This window comes from Mycobacterium sp. SMC-18 (assembly GCF_045310895.1).
Taxonomy (GTDB): domain Bacteria; phylum Actinomycetota; class Actinomycetes; order Mycobacteriales; family Mycobacteriaceae; genus Mycobacterium.
The window spans coordinates 21,744-36,852 of sequence record NZ_JBJIAL010000034.1 but is presented as its reverse complement, the minus strand read 5'-3'; the positions used below and the strand labels follow the sequence as shown (position 1 = coordinate 36,852).

The window sequence follows — 15,109 nt, the reverse complement described above, 5'->3', positions numbered from 1 at the left end:
TGAAACTCATCGGTATTCACTCAACCTCGGCCACAGCCCGAGCGCCACCGCGAGTGCCGCGGCGAAGCTCAATGCCGCCGCGCCGACCGTCGCGCCGGACAGGGCCTGGCGTCCGTTCAGGATGTCGCTGCGCAGCTGCTTGCGGCTTTCGTCGATGGCCTTGGAGAGCGCCTCGTCGAGCTTGTCGAAGGCCGGTGTCGAATCATCTTCGCTGGTTCCCAGGGCCACCTGGGTGGCGGACTGGTAATTGCCGGTGGAGATGTAGGCGTTGATCCGGTCGTCGGCGGCGCGCCAGCGGCGGATCAGCTGATCGGCGCCCTCCAGGTCCTTCTTACCGATCGCATCAGGGCGGCGCAGGTAATCCGCCAGCTGCTGCTGGAGGCCGTCGATGCGGCGGTAGTAGGACTGCTTGCGGACGCTCTCGTCACCGCGACGGATCAGCGACAGCGTCTCGTCCGCCCGTGCCTGCTGCGCCGTGATGGCCATGCTCGTCACGGTTTGCAGCGATGCCGCCGCGTTGCGGGCGTGGCGGGTGTCCGTGGTCGAGATGATGAGGGTCGCGCCGATCCAGATGATCATGATCAGCACCGCCATGCCGCCGGCGACGAACCCGATGTTGACGCGCCGGCGGGTGTGCTGGGCCAGCCAGCGGTTCGAGAAGAAGCCGAACATCAGCGTCGCGGCGACCACCAGGATCACCGGCGCGGGCACCTGCGACGAGCCGCTGGTCTCTGAGTTCACGCGCGCCGACGTGTTCTCGTAGAGCCGCTGGGCATCGGGCAGGATCTGCGTCTGCATCAGCCACGACGCTTCCGACAGGTACGACGAACCCACCGGGTTGCCTGCGCGGTTGTTGGTCCGGGCCGTCTCCACGAGGCCGGTGTAGACCGCCAGCTCGGCATTGATGTGGCCGAGCACCTTCACCATGGGCTCGTCGGTCAGGCCGCTGGACGCGGCGGTGACCGCGACCGCGGCGTCGGTGATCGCCTGCTCGTAGCGCTGCCGGAGATCCACCGGCTCCGAGCCCGCGATGAAGGCCGTGGCGGCGGCGGCGTCGGCGATCGACAGTGTGGTGTAGAGCTGGCCGGCCGCGAACGCCAGCGGCTCGGTGTGGTCGAGCACCGTGGTCAGGGCCTGCTGGCGGGCGTGGATCGTGGTCGAGGTGGCGAACGCGCAGGCGAGGACCAGGCTGGCGAGCATCAATCCGATCAGCAGGATGCGGCCGGGCGTGGTCCACATGAACCACCATCGGGTGGGCGTGGGGGTCCCGGGAGTCCGAGACACCACGGGCTCGGTTGAAGGGTGCGCCAACTCCACCGTCACGTGTGCGCCGACCTCAACTTTCCTGAGCCGTTGACCCTGCCGAACTCGTTTAATAGAAGTCTAAGAGCTTGCGGCGTGTAGGGGGTGGATTCCCGGTCGGCCCGGTGCCCAAATCTTCCGCGGAGTCCTTATTGTGGGATTCGTGCAGGGCGACGGTGACGGATGGGTGCTCGCGGCTGACGGCTCCCACTTCTGGGGTCGCCACGGCGCGGCCGGACTTCTGCTGCGGGCGCCGCAGCCGGGTGGCGGAGCGGCGGTGCTGCTGCAGTACCGCGCGCCGTGGAGCCATCAGGGCGGCACCTGGGCACTGCCGGGTGGCGCGCGCGACAGCCACGAGACCGTCGAGGAGGCCGCGGTCCGCGAGGCCTATGAAGAGGCCGGCCTGCGGGCCGAGCAGCTGACGGTCCGGACCACGGTCGTCACCGCGATCGCGCTCGGCGAGGTGTGGACCTACACCACGGTGATCGCCGACGCGCCCGAACAACTCGAGACGGTGCCCAACCGCGAGAGCGTCGAACTGCGGTGGGTCTCCGAGGACGACGTCGCGTCGTTGCCGCTGCATCCCGGATTCGCCGCCAGCTGGGAACAGCTGCGCAGTGTGACGGCGGGTATCCCGCTCAGTTCGTGAGCGGCAGCGCCTGCTTGAGTGCCCGGGCCGCCGCGGCCGGGTCCTCGGCCGCGGTGATCGCCCGGACCACCACGATGCGCCGCGCACCGGCGGCCACCACCTCGGGGACCCGCGCCAGGTCGATGCCGCCGATGGCGAACCAGGGTTTCTCGGTCCCGGTCGCGGCCGCAGCCCGGACCAGATCCAGCCCCGGCGCGGTGCGGCCCGGCTTGGTCGGCGTCGGCCAACACGGGCCGACGCAGAAGTAGTCGACGTCCTCGGTCACCGAGACGGCCAGCTGCTGCTCGTCGTGCGTCGAGCGGCCGAACAACGGATCGGGCCCGACGATGTCGCGGGCCAGCTGCAGCGGCAGATCGTCCTGGCCCAGGTGCAGCACGTCGGCGTGCGCGCCGCGGGCGATGTCGGCGCGGTCGTTCACCGCGAACAGCGCGCCGTGCCGGCGGGCGGCGTCGGCGAGCACCTCGAGCGCTTCCAGTTCCTGCTTGGCCTCGAGCGGGCCGAACCGCGCCTCACCGGCCGAGCCCTTGTCGCGCAACTGGATGATGTCCACGCCGCCGGCGAGTGCCGCGTCGGCGAACTCGGCCAGGTCACCGCGCTCCCGGCGGGCGTCGGTGCACAGATAGAGGGACGCGGACTGCAGACGCTGGGTGGCTTTAGACACAGCGCGACGGTAACGACTACCGTGGACGCCGCAACACGGGAGTCCCGGGACCGGGGGCTGAGAGTGGGGTCGCCTGCCCTTACCGTCACACCTGATCCGGATCATGCCGGCGAAGGGAGGAAGGGACATGCTTGCTGTCGTCGGCGGCGGCGTCATCGGTCTGGCCGTGGCGCGCCGCGCCGCGCTGGACGGCTGGTCGGTGCGCGTGCACCGGACCGACGACCCCGGTGCGTCGTGGGTGGCCGGCGGCATGCTCGCGCCGCACTCCGAGGGCTGGCCGGGGGAGCAGGACCAGTTGCAGCTGGGTCTGGACTCCTTGGCGTTGTGGCACGACGGCTTCCTCGACGGCCTGCCCGACGACGTGGTGACGGCCCGCGACTCGCTGGTGGTGGCGGTCGACCGGGCAGATGCCGCCGACGTGCGTACCGTCGCCGAATGGCTGGCGGCGCAGGGGCATCCCGTCACGGTGACCACCGCCGCGCGCGACGTCGAACCGTTGCTGGCGCAGGGGATTCGGCACGGCTTCCGGGCGGAGACCGAACTGGCCGTCGACAACCGGCTGGTCGTCGAGGGTCTGATCGCGCACTGCGACCGCCTGGGTGTGCAGTGGGCCGGCCCGGTGGAGTCACTGGACGAGACGCGCGACGCCGACATCACCGTGCTGGCCAACGGCATCGACGCCCCGGCGCTATGGCCCGGGTTGCCGGTGCGTCCGGTGAAGGGCGAGATTCTGCGGCTGCGGTGGCGCAAGGGCTGTATGCCGGTGCCGCAGCGGGTGATTCGCGCCCGGGTGCACGGCCGGCAGGTGTATCTGGTGCCTCGTGCGGACGGTGTGGTCGCGGGTGCCACGCAGTACGAGCACGGCCGCGACACCGCGCCTTCGGTCACCGGCGTGCGGGACATTCTTGATGACGCCTGCGCGGTGATACCCGCGCTCGGTGAATACGAACTGGCCGAATGCGCTGCGGGACTGCGGCCGATGACTCCGGACGGGCTGCCGATCGTGGGCTGGCTCGATGACCGGACCCTGGCGGCCACCGGTCACGGTCGCAACGGTTTTCTGCTGTCCGCGTGGACCGCGCAACGGGTTTCGGAACTGCTGGCCGGCGATGCGAGAGAGAAGGTGGCACTGTGCTGATCACGGTCAACAACGAGAGCGTGGAGATTCGCGAAGGCACCACGGTAGCCGAATTGATTGGCACACTGGGCTTTCCGGACAAGGGCATCGCCGTCGCCGTCGACTGGACGGTGCTGCCGCGGTCGGAGTGGGACGACGTCGTGGCCGAGGGCGCCAAGATCGAGGTCGTGACGGCGGTGCAAGGTGGCTGAGGTCTGTACGTCGGCCGACGCCCTGCGCATCGCCGACCGGGAATTCGGTTCCCGGCTCATCATGGGTACCGGCGGTGCGGCGAATCTGTCGATCCTGGAGGAGGCGCTCGTCGCCTCGGGCACCGAGCTGACCACGGTCGCGATGCGGCGCGTCGACGCCGAAACCGGCACCGGCGTACTCGATCTGCTGAACAAACTCGGCATCGCGGCATTGCCCAACACCGCCGGCTGTCGTGGTGCGGCCGAAGCAGTGCTGACGGCGCAGCTGGCGCGCGAGGCGTTGCAGACCAACTGGGTGAAACTCGAAGTGATCGCCGACGAGCGCACTCTGCTGCCCGACGCGATCGAATTGGTCCGCGCCGCAGAGCAATTGGTGGACGACGGCTTCGTCGTCCTGCCCTACACCAACGACGACCCGGTACTGGCGCGGCGTTTGGAGGACACCGGCTGCGCGGCGGTGATGCCGTTGGGCGCACCGATCGGCACCGGGCTGGGCATCTCCAACCCGCACAACATCGAGATGATCGTCGCGGCCGCCGGGGTGCCGGTGGTCCTCGACGCCGGCATCGGCACGGCGAGCGATGCCGCTCTGGCCATGGAACTGGGTTGCGACGCAGTGCTTCTCGCGACCGCGGTGACCCGGGCCGCGGACCCGCCGATGATGGCCGCCGCCATGGCCGCCGCGGTCACCGCGGGCCGGCTGGCGTCACGGGCCGGTCGCGTGCCCAAGCGGTTCTGGGCCCAGGCGTCCAGCCCGGCGCTATGACCGCACGGTACGTCGCACTCGGTAGCTCGATGGCTGCCGGGCCCGGCATCGCACCGGGCGCTCCCGGTGCGCCGAAGCGATCCGGCAGGTCGGCGGTCAACTATCCGCACCTGGTCGCCGACCGCCTCGGTTACGACCTTGTCGACGTGACGTTTTCGGGAGCCACCACCGCCCACGTGCTCACCGAACGGCAGTTCGGCGAGCCGCCGCAGGTGGACGCGCTCGACGGATCGGAGTCGCTGGTCACCATCACCATCGGCGGCAACGACGCCGGCTATGTGCCGATGCTCGGGGCCGCCTGCCTGCCCCGGTTCCTGCGGTCGGTGCCCATCTTCGGTGGGCTGCTGCGCGGGCTGCTCGATGCCGCGGCGCGGGACCAGGCTCTCGACGTCGTGGGTGAGTCACTGAAAACTGTTGGGCGAGAAGTACGTCGACGTGCGCCCCGGGCCCGGGTGCTGTTCGTCGATTACCTGACGCTGCTGCCGCCGGCCGGTGTGCCGGCGTCACCCATCGGTGCGGCCGATGCCGATCTGGGCCGGCACGTCGCCGCTCGGCTGGCCGAGTTGACGGCTGTGGCCGCCGCGGACACGGGATGTGAACTCGTGCCGGTCGCCGCCGCCAGCCGTGAGCACCATGCGTGGTCCGCCGATCCCTGGACCACGGTGTTTCACCTACCCCTGCCGGGCCGGGTAGCGCCGCTACATCCCAATGCCGCGGGTATGCGCGCCGTCGCGCAGATGGTGATCGAACGCGTATCGTGCGCCTGATGGCGATGCCATCAGGCAAGGGGGTTGTCCGGCGATGATCCAGCTGACCGGATTGACAAAGGTTTTCGGGCGCAAGCGTGCCGTCGATGATTTGACCTGTTCCGTCGAGCCCGGTTTCGTCACCGGTTTCCTCGGGCCGAACGGCGCCGGCAAGTCCACCACGATGCGCATGATCGTCGGGCTGGACAGACCGACCGCCGGCACCGCGACGGTGCTCGGCAAGACCTATCACGAACTCAAGCATCCCCTGCGCAGCGTCGGCGCCCTGCTCGATGCCCGTCAGGTGCATCCCAACCGCACGGCCCGCGCCCACCTGCGGTGGCTGGCCGCCAGCGACAAGCTGCCGAAGTCCCGCGTCGACGAAGTGCTGAACATCGTCGGATTGACCGATGTCGCGGGTAAACAGGCCGGCACATTCTCGCTCGGGATGTCGCAGCGGCTGGGCATTGCGGTGGCGCTGTTGGGGGATCCCGAGGTGCTGCTGTTCGACGAACCGGTGAACGGGCTGGACCCCGAGGGCATCAGGTGGATTCGGACGCTCATGCGCGACTTGGCAGCTGAGGGCCGGACGGTATTGGTGTCCAGTCACCTGCTGGCAGAGATGGCGAACACGGCGGACCGGCTGCTGGTGATCGGGCGAGGGCAGTTGATCAGCTCGAGCACCATGGCGGACTTCCTGACCAGCTCCGGGAGCGACACCATCCGCGTGCGCAGCCCGCAGCTGGAGCGTCTCCAGGAGCTGTTGACGGCGCAGGGCGCCGCTGCGCAACTGTCCAGCGGCGTGCTGCTCGTTCGCGGAATTTCGACGGAGCAGGTCGGGGAGTTGGCTGCCGGCCACGGCATCGTGCTGCACGAACTGGCCGCTCAACAGGCCTCGTTGGAGGAGGCGTACATGCGACTGACCGACGACGCCGTCGACTACCGGGCGGTGGGTGCGCCGTGACCATCAACGCCGAACGGATCAAGCTGCAGACCACGCGATCGCCCATCTGGCTCGTCCTGGCGGTGGTGGTGCTGGGACTGGGTTTCGCCGCGATACAGGCAGCCGCGCTCGGTCCCCACGGGGTGCTCAAGCCGGAGCGGGCCGCCATCGGCGTCAGCGTCTTCGGGGTGCCGGTGCTGATGATCCTGTCCGCGATGTCGGTCACCGGTGAATACCGCTCCGGCATGATCCGCACGACGTTCCTGGCCACCCCCAACCGGGCGTGGGCTTTGGCGGCGAAAGCGATTGTGATGGGCGCGGTTTCCGCCGTCGTCACCGCCGTCATGGTGGCGGGTTCGATCGCGTTCGCGGCGTCGTTGGTGACCGCCGAACAGAGCGCGGAGTTGTCCTTCACGAGCGCCGAGGTATGGCGCGCGATCGGGGCGATGTCGCTGTATGCCGTGCTCGGAGCGGTTCTGGCGATCGGTCTCGGTGGCTTGCTGCGGCATGCCGCGGCCGTGGTCGCGGTGGTGTTGTTGATGCCGTTCGTCATCGAGCCCGTGCTCGGCGCGCTGCCTCAGGTCGGCGCACAAGTGGGGCCGTGGCTGCCCTTCGGGAACGCGTACACCTTCACCAGGACCCCCTGGTTCCAGACGTTCTCGTTGTGGTGGGGACCGGCCGGCGCGGCCCTCTACTTCGCCGCAGTTGCGGCGGCGGTGTTCATGCTGGCGCTCGTGGTGGTCACCCGCCGCGACCCGTAGGGCATGGGTGTCTGCTCTCAACGGCCGAATTGGTTTGGCGCACTGGGCCTTCCCGGCGGAGTTGCGAGATTCTGCTGGAGATGGCTCGGTACTTCGATGGCTCCAACTTCGCCGCGATTGGGTCGGGCTTGTACTCCGACCAAGTCGCCGCCCGCATGGATCGCAGTCACTGCGGCCACCCTCTGGTAGCTGAATGCTGGCCTCGACTCGAATGAACCGGTTCCTGCCTGGGCTTCGTCCAACCGCCGATATTCGGACAGTTGTTGCTCTACCATCGCGCGTATGCCGGAGACTGACCCTGAAGCGCCGTCAATCTCGCGTCAGCCCGTTGCGGTAGATCTGCAACCGAAGTGGTTGGCGCCCGCATCGCTCGGAATCGCGGTCATCGCGCTAGGGGTCGCGGTCTGGGCGCTGGTGTCGCCACCACATCAGTCGTCGCCATCGGTCCCAGAACCCACCGAGCAACAAGTTAATGATGCGAAGGCTCGCGCGTGTGCCGCCTTCACCACCGTGCGCACGGCGGTGGCGCTGCAGACGCACACCGAGCTCGGCCCTGAGCCGGTTGCGGTTACGGCGGTCACAGCAGTCTCGCGTTTGGCCATGAGCAGTGGCGCGCAGTACTTGCAGACGCATCTGGACCCGGCCACGCCTGCGGACCTCGCGGCCGCAATTCGCGAGTTTGCCATTGACCTGCAGGATATTTCGATGTATGGACAGGCCGGAATCGGCGGGGCCGATCCGGCGCAGGCCGGTCGCCTGAAAGCCGGCGAAGCCGTCAGCATGAAGATTGCCGGCCTCTGCAAGTGAGCTCAGCCGGTCCACCTGTAGGACCGACAACAGGCCCCTTCGTTCTCAGCGTCAGTTCAGCAAGCGGTGACTACCTTCGCAAGGCATGACCGGTGCCGCCCGCCCATCGACGACCGTAGAGCGCGTGACTGCGAGCAAGGTTCCCGAAGTCACCATCTGGTTCTGGCTGATCAAGGTGCTGTGCACCACGGTCGGAGAAAGCTTCGCCGACTGGATCAACGAAGGTCTCGGTGTGGGTCTCGGTGCCACCACGGTGCTGTTCACCGCCGTGCTGGCCCTGGTCATGGGGGCCCAGCTGCGATTGCCGCACTACGTCCCTGTCGTCTACTGGCTGGCGGTCGTGGTGCTCAGCGTCACCGGCACCCTCTACACCGACCTGCTCACCGACGCCCTTGCCGTTCCGCTGGCCACGAGCACAGCCGTCTTCACCGTCACTCTGGCTGTGGTGTTCGCGGTGTGGTTCGCCCGGGAGCGGACACTGTCGATCCACAGCATCACAACGCGACCGCGGGAGCTGTTCTACTGGCTTGCTGTCCTGGTCACCTTCGCGCTCGGCACCGCCGCCGGCGACTGGACCTTGGCCTTGACCGGGTGGAGTGCCGGCGTATCGGTACTGCTGCCGGTCACCCTAATCGCCGCGGTCACCATCGGCTGGCGCGTCGGGATCAACTCCGTGCTGTCGTTCTGGCTGGCCTACATCCTGACCCGTCCGCTGGGCGCGAACCTCGGCGACTGGCTTGCCACACCGCGGAGCGCACACGGTCTCGGCCTCGGATACGGCCTGACCAGTGGAATCTTCCTCGCCGCGATCGCCGCCGCTGTCGGCTACCTGACCTGGACCCGCATCGATGTGATCGAGGTCGACGATCGGGCGGCGGCCCCCGCGCCGAAGCGCACGCTAGCGGTGGTGAACACCGTCGGTTACTACGCCGTCGTGGTCCTGGCAGCCGGCGCCCTGCTGCAATGGGCCTCGATGCAGCCGCATGGCCCCGGCACCGACATTGAGGAAGGGGCCGCGCCGACCGCGGCGGCTGCGCCTCTGGTGCCCGGCAAGGTCGGGGCCTTCCCGGCGACCGATATCGCGCACTTCCGCAATGTCACTCAAGACACGCTGGCGAAGGTGGATGCCGGAGACCAATCCGGCGCCCGAGCGCGGATCACCGACCTCGAAACCGCATGGGACCACGACCAGGAGCGGCTACAGGCCATCGACTCCAGCACCTGGACGGCGCTGGACCGGGAGATCGACGCCGCACTCAAGTCCGTCCGATCCAGCAGCCCAAGCGTAGACGACGAAAAGCAATCTCTGACAACGCTTTTGAACAGCCTGCGCTGATTTCTTCAGCCATTCGCAACTCAGAACGACAAGGCCGCGATGGACCTCGATACCCGAATCTTCTACTACATCAACAATTTCGCCCGGGACACCCCGTGGCTGCACCCGGTCGTGGCCGGATACGCCGAAGACGGTGTCGTACTGTTCGCCGGCTTTCTCCTCGCTGGATGGTGGATCGCCCGCAGATCCAACAACCCCCGTGCGATGGCAGCGGCGGTATGGGCGCCTTTGGGTGTGCTGGCCGCGGTGGCCATCAACCAGCCGATCGCCGATACCATCAATGCCACCCGTCCCTGTAATGCGCTGCCCCACATCGTGGTCTTGCATTGCAACACCGACGGTGGCTTCCCCAGTGACCACGCGATGATGGCCGGGGCCGTCGCTGCCGGGGTCTGGCTGGTGAATCGACGACTCGGCGTCATCGCCGCCATCGCGGCAGTGGCCATGGCATTGGCTCGCGTCTATGTCGGTGCGCATTATCCCCAGGACGTCCTTGCCGGTCTCGCTCTGGGCGCGACCTTGAGCGTTTGCGGATACCTCCTCGCCCGGCCGGGGCTGAGCCGGCTGGTGGTCGGCGGAGCCAAGACTTGGCTGCGCCCGCTCATCACCGCCGCCGAGCCAGGTGCCCTGTTCGGGCTCAGCGTCCTCACAGCAACCCGCTGTCAGTCTGATGGCATACCCGACAGCTGCTCGGCTTCGATCAGCTGGAAACCAGTGAAAGGTGTTGATGGACATGACAGCCCGGCGAGAAGCGATCAACCTGATGGTCGGAGCCCTGATGCTGGTGGCGGCGACCATGTCGGTCCATGAGGCCCAGGAGCGCGCCCAGAACGCACCGGCTCTGTCGAACGGCGGGCAGTACGACAGCGCACTCGTCGAGGGTATGTGGCCGGCCAATTGATGGCCGCCGCCTCAGTCTGTGCCAGGCTACTCAGGTGAGACTGCTGCTTGTCGAAGACGAGCCCATGCTGGCCGAGACGATCACCGCTGGGCTGCGCGCCGAAGGGTTCGTCGTGGTCGCGGTGGCCGATGGTGCCGAGGGTCTCTGGCAGGCCACCCAGGAGCAGTTCGACGTCGTCGTGCTCGACATCATGCTGCCGGGTCTCAACGGTTACGAGGTCTTGCGCAAGATGCGCGCCGCAAACAGTTGGACGCCGGTGCTGATGCTGACGGCCAAGGACGGCGACTACGACCAGACCGACGCCTTCGATCTGGGCGCTGACGACTATCTGACCAAACCCTTTTCGTTCATGGTGCTCACCGCGCGCTTGCGGGCCTTGATCCGCCGCGGCGCACCACAACGTCCCGTCGTGCTGACTGCCGGCGACATTTCACTGGACCCCGCGCGCCGGACCGTGCACCGGGGTGGCGAGGGGGTCTCGCTGACACCGCGAGAATTCGCGCTGCTGGCATATCTGTTGCGCCACAAGGACACTGTCCTCACAAAGACTCAGATCTTGCACAACGTCTGGGACAGTCACTACGACGGCCCCGACAACGTGGTGGAAGTCTATGTCGGCTATCTGAGACGCAAGATTGGCTCGGAGGCGATCACCACGCTGCGTGGCGCGGGTTACCGGCTCGAATCCGGCGAACCGGCAAGCGGCAACTGAACCGTCACCACGGTTCCCCCGCCGGCATCGCGCTCATCGATGGTGACCGAGCCATCGTGGGCGGCCACAATCTCGGCGACGATCGCCAACCCCAACCCGGTACCACCACCGCGCCGCGATCGGTCGGCGTCCAGCCGGAAGAACCGCTCAAAAACCTTGTCCCGTGCGGCGGCAGGGATTCCCGGGCCGTCATCGATCACCTGCACGACGGCGTTGTCACCCTCGGCGCGCACGACGATGGTCACCTCGCTGGTGGCATGGCGGGCCGCGTTATCGGCCAGGTTGCGCAACAATCGCACGAACCCGTCCGGATCGACGGCGGCCTTGACCGCCGAAAGATCGGAGACTATCCGCAAGGTCGTTTCCCGTTTGAGTCGAGCCGCCTCCGCAGCCGCCAGATCATCGAGATCGGTCTCGACACGACGCAGCGGCAAGCCGCGTTCGTCGGCGCGCGCCAGTAGGAGCAGGTTCTCCACCAGGGTCTGCATCCGGCGCGCTTCCGGCAACAATGCGTTGGTCAGCAGCGTCCTGTCGAGGAGGTCGGGGTGGGTGGCTCCGATCTCCAATGCGGACACCACCGTTGCCAACGGGCTCCGCAGCTCGTGGGACGCGTCCCCGACAAACCGTCGTTGCGCGGCATGGCCGGCCTCGATGCGGGCCAGCATGTCGTTCATGGTCACCGCCAGCGCGGAAATCTCATCCGACCTGCGACCGACGGGGACCCGCTCGCCCAGATCGAAGGCACTGATCGCCGACACTCGGGACCGGATCGCCTCCACCGACCGCAACGACCGGCGCACCAGCAGGTATGTGACGACTCCGGCCACCACAGCCACAACCGGCGCCGTGATCGCCAGCATCTGCCCGGCGGTGCCGATCATCTGCTCGATCGGCTCGATGCCCCCGCCCACAAGTACCGTGTACTGCCGCCCCTTACGGGATGTCACCGTGATTGTGCTGACGCGCACGTCGTCATCATCGGTTGCCAGCACCCCGACCTGGGCACCTTCGTGCGGCACAGGAATCAGCGGGGTCTGCGGTGCGCTGTCGGATCGCTCCACCACGGTGCCGGCCGCGTCGGCGATCTGCACGGCCACGATCCGGTGATCGGTGTGCATCAACACCGATTCCACCTCATCGGGTGGTTCCTTGCGCAGCACATCGGCCACCGCCTGGGCGCGGGCCTCCGCGGCGTTGTCCACATCGGCGCACATCATCCGGTACAGCAATAGCGTCGAGGCAGAGCCCACGATCACGAGGCCGGCCAGCACCACCGCCGCAGCCACCAGCGCTGAGCGGACCGCAATGCCACCGAACCAGCCACGCCACCGGCCTGCGAAATCCCTCCGCGCCACGTGGCGGCTCACTCGGCGCCCTGGCGTTGCAGGCCCATCAGCGAGACCCAGCCACGACCGACCCACATCGCACCATCATTCACTGTCGCCGGCGACAGTGCTGTCACAGCGCGTCCCCTCGGTGGCGCACGATGTCAGCGCCCATCCGAAATCCAGATCGGTGCAGGCGAATTGCGCAGAGATTGCCGCGTGGACGGCAACCGCACGCTCACCGCATTTGCGCACGTACGGCTTTCGGCGACAGTGAGTGTCCCGCCGTGGGTGGCAATGATCCGGGCGGCCAACTCCAGACCGGAGTCGCACTTTGACGACATCCGGCCGGTGTCGGCGACCGAGATCTGGGGGCCGTCGTCGCGGATGATGATGACTGCCTGGGCATCTCGGCGATACACCTCAAGCTCGATCGCCGATACGGCATTGCAACGTGCATGGTCGACCAGTGCAGCGACCGCCCGGTTCAGCGTCGCAGCGTCACCCACCACGTAGGTCGGCCGCATGTCGGTTCGGATCGACAACCGAGTGCTTTGCCGTAGCCGACCAGCATGCTGGACCAACACATCATCGAGAAAGAGCATCTCTCCAGCACTGTCAGTCACACTGCCAGACGGTATCGACCACGACCTGAACGCACGCTGAGGACGACCGCAGGTGAGGAGCGCTGGTCATCGCCGGCCCGATGTCGCCCGCGGTAGCTCACATTCCGCCCAAGAAAGAGGGAGTCCACGTAATTGGATCAATGCCAGTTCAGTCTGGTAATTCCGGTTCTCTGTGCTGAATGTCGCGGACCGTCGATATTATGTCTGAATTGTAAATATTGCATTATCTGCAAACTCGAAATATTAACGAATGTGGAAGAATGTGGGCCAATGACTAGCGAAGATGGAAACTTTTCGCAGAATCTATTGGTCATAAGGCAAACGTGGTAATTTCCATTTCAGTCGTGCGCGGGGCCGACAAAGCACTTTGAATCCAAAGGAGGATTCGATCGTGTCCAAGCATCGCAAGCAAAAGTCGCCCAGGACCTTGAAATCCGTCAATTATCTCGCGACTGGCACCTTGGGTGTCGCGGCCGCGAGTGCCGGCATCGCGATGGCGGTTCCGCCGGGGGCGATGGACGCCCTTACGGCATCGCCGCCACCGGTGCGTGCCGTTGAATTGACGGATTTCAGTTTCCCGCTGGCCCCAGTTCCGGATCCGAACAACCCGCTGTGGTGGGTGACCGGATTGTTCGGCAATGGTGGGAACAACCCGCCACAGATGATCATGCCGCTGATGCAGCCGGCGCCGGATCCGCTCGATAGTCCATGCGGCCTGGTCTGTAACGGCGCGGCAGGCACAGCCGCGCACCCGAACGGGCAAGCTGGCGGCATCTTGTTCGGCGACGGCGGCGCAGGTTGGGACAGCACCGAGGCCGGAGTAGACGGCGGTGACGGTGGCGCTGCGGGCCTACTGTTCGGCAGCGGTGGCCGTGGCGGCAACGGTGCTGACGGCACCGACGTCCTGGCCGGCAGCAACGGCGGCAAGGGCGGAAACATGGGTCTGCTCGGGCTGTTCGGTACCGGCGGTAAGGGCGGTAATGGCGGCGCAGGCGGCGTTGGTGCCACAGGTGTAACCGGTGGCGCGGGTGGCGACGGCGTTGCGGGTACCAACGGCGCGACCGGTACGGCAGGAGCGACAGGTGCTACGGGCGCTGCGGGCGTGGCCGGTACCGCGGGCACCGCGGGCACCGCGGGCACCGCAGGGACCGTTGGCGCTACCGGCTCCAACGGAACAAGCCTGCCCTTTATAGGCGCGAATGGCAGTGCCGGTGGCGCCGGTGGTGCCGGTAATGCCGGTGGTGTCGGCGGTGTCGGTGGCACGGGTGGTACCGGCGGTACCGGCGGTACGGGCGGCACCGGTGGTACCGGTGGCGCGGGTACGCCGGGCGGGTCCGGCGGCGGCGGTGGTGCCGGCGGTACGGGCCTGCAGGGCACTGCGGCCGGAGCCGGCGGTAGCGGTGGTAGCGCCGGCCTACTGACGTTGTTCGGTGGTGGCGGCCAGGGTGGCGACGGCGGCATTGGCGGCACGGGTGGCACGGGTGGCACCGGTGGTTCAGGTGGCACGGGTGGAACAGGTGGCAATGGCGGCGACGGCGGTGCCGGTGGCAACGGCGGCGCGGGCGGTACCGGCGGCACTGGTGGCACCGGCGGAACGGGTGGAACGGGTGGAACTGGCGGCACCGGCGGCGTGGGTGGCAACGGCGGCAATGCAATCGTTCCTCCATTCAGTCCGTACAAGGGCGGTAACGGTGGCACCGGTGGCACGGGTGGTACCGGTGGAACCGGTGGCACGGGTGGCACCGGCGGTGCAGCCGGCGCTGGTGGCGCCGGTGGAGCGGGCGCTACCGGTGGAACCGGCGGCGTGGCCGGTGCTGGTGGCGGCGGCGGCCAAGGTGGTGCCGGCGGCGGCGGCGGTTTGTTGGGCGGCTTGGGAATTGGCTCAGGCGGTACATCCGGCAGCACAGGAGCTACCGGCGCAAAGGGCGCTACCGGCGCGACTGGAGCGACCGGTGGCACCGGGGCCAGCGGAACTGCGGGAAAGACGGGTGCAACGGGAAGCACGGGTGCGACTGGCGCCGGTGGTACTGCAGGCCACACCGGTAGCGCAGGGCACACCGGTTCGGCCGGCAGTACCGGCAGCAAGGGGACCAACGGCTCCATCGGTGTTGCTGGTCCGTTCGGTGCCGTGACCGGCGGCGGTGCCGGCGGCGCAGGTGGCGCAGGTGGCGGTGGTGGTGCCGGCGGCGCAGGTGGTGCCGGCGGCGGCGCGTAGCCGCCAACCGACAAATGACGGTCGACCACC

16 protein-coding genes and 1 riboswitch are annotated in these 15,109 nt (G+C 67.7%); of the genes, 12 read left to right on the top strand and 4 right to left on the bottom strand.

Annotated features, from left to right (window positions below):
• Positions 1 to 6 precede the first annotated feature (6 nt).
• Entirely contained in the window at positions 7 to 1,323 is a 1,317-nt protein-coding gene (locus tag ACJH6J_RS23070) for a hypothetical protein (protein WP_212807150.1), read from the bottom strand.
• A 142-nt stretch (positions 1,324 to 1,465) separates the two neighbouring features.
• Between ACJH6J_RS23070 and ACJH6J_RS23065 the strand changes: the two genes are divergently transcribed.
• On the top strand, positions 1,466 to 1,951 hold the full coding sequence (locus tag ACJH6J_RS23065) for an NUDIX hydrolase (protein WP_212807149.1): 486 nt from the start codon (positions 1,466 to 1,468) through the stop codon (positions 1,949 to 1,951).
• Here the strand turns inward: ACJH6J_RS23065 and thiE are convergent.
• A complete protein-coding gene (gene thiE, locus ACJH6J_RS23060; protein ID WP_318986974.1) occupies positions 1,941 to 2,612 on the bottom strand; it encodes a thiamine phosphate synthase in 672 nt (223 codons plus the stop codon). The genes ACJH6J_RS23065 and thiE overlap by 11 nt on opposite strands.
• A 25-nt stretch (positions 2,613 to 2,637) precedes the next feature.
• Positions 2,638 to 2,748, top strand: a riboswitch (TPP riboswitch).
• Here thiE and thiO point away from each other — a divergent pair.
• From thiO to ACJH6J_RS23010, 10 genes are all read left to right on the top strand, one after another.
• On the top strand, positions 2,716 to 3,750 hold the full coding sequence (thiO, locus tag ACJH6J_RS23055) for a glycine oxidase ThiO (RefSeq protein WP_406804565.1): 1,035 nt from the start codon (positions 2,716 to 2,718) through the stop codon (positions 3,748 to 3,750). Its footprint overlaps the riboswitch before it by 33 nt.
• A complete protein-coding gene (gene thiS / locus ACJH6J_RS23050) occupies positions 3,744 to 3,941 on the top strand; it encodes a sulfur carrier protein ThiS (protein ID WP_212807146.1) in 198 nt (65 codons plus the stop codon). The genes thiO and thiS overlap by 7 nt, the downstream gene beginning before the upstream one ends.
• Positions 3,942 to 3,963: 22 nt before the next feature.
• Positions 3,964 to 4,707: a thiazole synthase gene (locus ACJH6J_RS23045; RefSeq protein WP_406804574.1), complete on the top strand. Its 744-nt coding sequence runs from the start codon at positions 3,964 to 3,966 to the stop codon at positions 4,705 to 4,707.
• On the top strand, positions 4,704 to 5,474 hold the full coding sequence (locus tag ACJH6J_RS23040; protein WP_318986977.1) for an SGNH/GDSL hydrolase family protein: 771 nt from the start codon (positions 4,704 to 4,706) through the stop codon (positions 5,472 to 5,474). The genes ACJH6J_RS23045 and ACJH6J_RS23040 overlap by 4 nt, the downstream gene beginning before the upstream one ends.
• Positions 5,475 to 5,508: 34 nt before the next feature.
• A complete protein-coding gene (locus tag ACJH6J_RS23035; protein ID WP_318986978.1) occupies positions 5,509 to 6,417 on the top strand; it encodes an ATP-binding cassette domain-containing protein in 909 nt (302 codons plus the stop codon).
• A complete protein-coding gene (locus ACJH6J_RS23030; RefSeq protein ID WP_406804564.1) occupies positions 6,414 to 7,157 on the top strand; it encodes an ABC transporter permease in 744 nt (247 codons plus the stop codon). The genes ACJH6J_RS23035 and ACJH6J_RS23030 overlap by 4 nt, the downstream gene beginning before the upstream one ends.
• A gap of 282 nt (positions 7,158 to 7,439) precedes the next feature.
• The gene (locus ACJH6J_RS23025; protein ID WP_406804563.1) at positions 7,440 to 7,964 is read left to right on the top strand and encodes a hypothetical protein; all 525 of its coding nucleotides are present in this window, start codon (positions 7,440 to 7,442) and stop codon (positions 7,962 to 7,964) included.
• An 85-nt stretch (positions 7,965 to 8,049) separates the two neighbouring features.
• Positions 8,050 to 9,300 carry a hypothetical protein gene (locus ACJH6J_RS23020; RefSeq protein WP_318986982.1) on the top strand — a complete coding sequence of 417 codons (1,251 nt, stop codon included), beginning with the start codon at positions 8,050 to 8,052 and terminating at the stop codon, positions 9,298 to 9,300.
• A 39-nt stretch (positions 9,301 to 9,339) separates the two neighbouring features.
• A complete protein-coding gene (locus ACJH6J_RS23015) occupies positions 9,340 to 10,110 on the top strand; it encodes a phosphatase PAP2 family protein (protein WP_318986983.1) in 771 nt (256 codons plus the stop codon).
• 125 nt (positions 10,111 to 10,235) lie between these two features.
• On the top strand, positions 10,236 to 10,913 hold the full coding sequence (locus tag ACJH6J_RS23010) for a response regulator transcription factor (protein ID WP_318986984.1): 678 nt from the start codon (positions 10,236 to 10,238) through the stop codon (positions 10,911 to 10,913).
• Here ACJH6J_RS23010 and ACJH6J_RS23005 read toward each other — a convergent pair.
• Complete coding sequence (locus tag ACJH6J_RS23005) at positions 10,874 to 12,268, bottom strand: HAMP domain-containing sensor histidine kinase (RefSeq protein ID WP_318986985.1); 1,395 nt, start codon at positions 12,266 to 12,268, stop codon at positions 10,874 to 10,876. The two genes, ACJH6J_RS23010 and ACJH6J_RS23005, sit on opposite strands and share 40 nt — an antisense overlap.
• A 134-nt stretch (positions 12,269 to 12,402) precedes the next feature.
• Positions 12,403 to 12,864, bottom strand: coding sequence for an ATP-binding protein (locus ACJH6J_RS23000; protein WP_318986986.1), 462 nt, complete (start codon positions 12,862 to 12,864; stop codon positions 12,403 to 12,405).
• A gap of 667 nt (positions 12,865 to 13,531) precedes the next feature.
• Between ACJH6J_RS23000 and ACJH6J_RS22995 the strand changes: the two genes are divergently transcribed.
• Positions 13,532 to 15,079: a PGRS repeat-containing protein gene (locus tag ACJH6J_RS22995; RefSeq protein WP_406804573.1), complete on the top strand. Its 1,548-nt coding sequence runs from the start codon at positions 13,532 to 13,534 to the stop codon at positions 15,077 to 15,079.
• The last annotated feature ends 30 nt before the right edge of the window (positions 15,080 to 15,109 follow it).

Bases quoted from the DNA above. Each gene is read 5' to 3' on its own strand.
- thiO (WP_406804565.1), top strand. From the start codon at position 2,716: ATGCCGGCGAAGGGAGGAAGGGACATGCTTGCTGTCGTCGGCGGCGGC.
- ACJH6J_RS23040 (WP_318986977.1), top strand. From the start codon at position 4,704: ATGACCGCACGGTACGTCGCACTCGGTAGCTCGATGGCTGCCGGGCCC.
- ACJH6J_RS23035 (WP_318986978.1), top strand. From the start codon at position 5,509: ATGATCCAGCTGACCGGATTGACAAAGGTTTTCGGGCGCAAGCGTGCC.
- ACJH6J_RS23025 (WP_406804563.1), top strand. From the start codon at position 7,440: ATGCCGGAGACTGACCCTGAAGCGCCGTCAATCTCGCGTCAGCCCGTT.
- ACJH6J_RS23020 (WP_318986982.1), top strand. From the start codon at position 8,050: ATGACCGGTGCCGCCCGCCCATCGACGACCGTAGAGCGCGTGACTGCG.
- ACJH6J_RS23015 (WP_318986983.1), top strand. From the start codon at position 9,340: ATGGACCTCGATACCCGAATCTTCTACTACATCAACAATTTCGCCCGG.
- ACJH6J_RS22995 (WP_406804573.1), top strand. From the start codon at position 13,532: ATGCCGCTGATGCAGCCGGCGCCGGATCCGCTCGATAGTCCATGCGGC.